Here is a 1,806-nt window from a genome sequence, read left to right as displayed (position 1 = left end):
CTTTTTTTGAAAATAAATTTTCGTTTTGATCTCAATTGCTTGCCGGTATTTCAGTGAACGTCTATCGCTGTTGCGGGTGCAAAAGTAGGTAGTTTATTTACATTTACAAGCTTTTTTATTGCATAATTTCAATGTTTTTTAAAACTTTTTCTTAACACTCTGATAACACCAAGCTTAGCTTTTTGCCTTTTTTGCCTTTTGTCAGGTTTTTCACCTTCACATTGGGGTTTTCTTAATAAGCCGCTTTGAATAAGTCCCGTTTTTATAGACTTTGCAGGTTTTTTTATCGTTTGATAAATACTCTGTAATAGGTGAATCAACACTTTTAGCTGGAATTACCTAAAGACACCAAGGTTTGATTTCTTGCTTCTTTGTTTTATAACAAAACTACTAAGCTCTATTTTGCTGTTCTTTATCGCGCAAAGGCGCTAAGTTTTTATTTTCATTTCTTTTTAAAACAAATGTCCTTATAAAAACCATTGCCCCTAGCCCCGATAGGAGTGGAAATCCTTTTGTGCCGGTGTTCGGCACAAAAGATTGGAACGAATAGCGGGAAATAGCTCCTGAACTTTAAAATTCCATTTTTTTTTCAAATTCCAAAGGCTTCGACTTCGCTAAGCCGGACATATCACTCTTTATATATAGGTAGAAAAAAACAATCCCGAGAAGTTTTAAAACTATCGAGATTGTTTGTTGGAAATCTTACCTTATATATATAAGTAGTTTTAAATTAAATTCTGACTATTATTAATTAGCCAATAAGCAAGAATGGGACATAAAATAAAAAAAAGAGGCTGCTTCACATATTTATGAAGCAGCCTCTTATATATTTTGTAAAGAGCTCTCTAATTCAAATTTCTAGTATAAATAATTCAGAGCAGTAATATCATTACTATTGAAAGCTCCTGTCTCACTTGAACTGAAACATGCTCTCATGTAAGAGGTAGCATCATATCCTGAAGGTGTTCCCGGAATTTGGATTGCTCCAACACCAGCTGTCCCTTCGTTTGAATTTTGTCCACAGCTTTGACGGCTGAACCAGTCTGTATGACGTAAACCAATACAGTGACCTATTTCGTGTGCAGATACGTGTGCATTTACACCTGTTGAATAAGTATCTAATCCAGAATATAATGTAACTGAATTATATGGATTTCCTCCTGATGGGAAACCTGCTACTCCACCGGCAGATCCTGTTTGTCTTCTTACAACAATGTTTGCACCTGTAGTACTTGAACTAAAGGTAAGTGTAAAATTTATAGACAATCCTAAATTATTATATCTGTTAATTGCCGCTTGCAATCCTGCACGCATATTTGTAGTTAGGGCTGTTGTACCAGTTCCTGTTAATCCAACAACTTTAATAGTTTTTGGAGTAGATACTAAATTAGTAGTGCGGTATTGTTCTGTAGTAATACCTCCGTGAAGATCCATTTTGTTTAATTGATCTTCGGTCACGATAATATCTCCTTCTACTAAAAAGGCATCTTCAGTAGTACCATCTAACTTGGTATTTTTAATCACTTGAACATCTGTGTTATTTAGCGAAAGTGCACTAATTTTATTCAGAACATCTTGTGTTACTTTAAGGGATTCTTGATTTGATTGTGTTGTTTCCTCTTCTTTGTTACAAGAAAACAGCGTTAGCGCTATAAATGACAAGGCTAAAATTGACTTCATTTTTTTCATAATAGGTTTTTTTTGGTTGTTTTAAAAATAAGTTGATAAATCAGGGGTCTTTACAAAATATTAACAATATTTGTCTTCAAATTTATATAAATATTAATCTTAAAATACTTATAAATT

The 1,806-nt window shown here is 33.3% G+C and carries 1 protein-coding gene; it reads right to left on the bottom strand.

Annotated elements, in window-relative coordinates; translation table 11 throughout:
- Positions 1 to 858: 858 nt before the first annotated feature.
- On the bottom strand, positions 859 to 1,689 hold the full coding sequence (locus ASF10_RS14395; protein WP_056250424.1) for a M57 family metalloprotease: 831 nt from the start codon (positions 1,687 to 1,689) through the stop codon (positions 859 to 861).
- Positions 1,690 to 1,806: the final 117 nt, after the last annotated feature.

This window comes from Flavobacterium sp. Leaf82 (assembly GCF_001422725.1).
Classification (GTDB): domain Bacteria; phylum Bacteroidota; class Bacteroidia; order Flavobacteriales; family Flavobacteriaceae; genus Flavobacterium.
The sequence above is the reverse complement of the archived record's forward strand: the minus strand, read 5'-3'. Positions and strand labels throughout refer to the sequence as shown.

Excerpts from the sequence above, each read along its gene's own strand:
- ASF10_RS14395 (WP_056250424.1), bottom strand. The coding sequence starts at position 1,689 with ATGAAAAAAATGAAGTCAATTTTAGCCTTGTCATTTATAGCGCTAACG.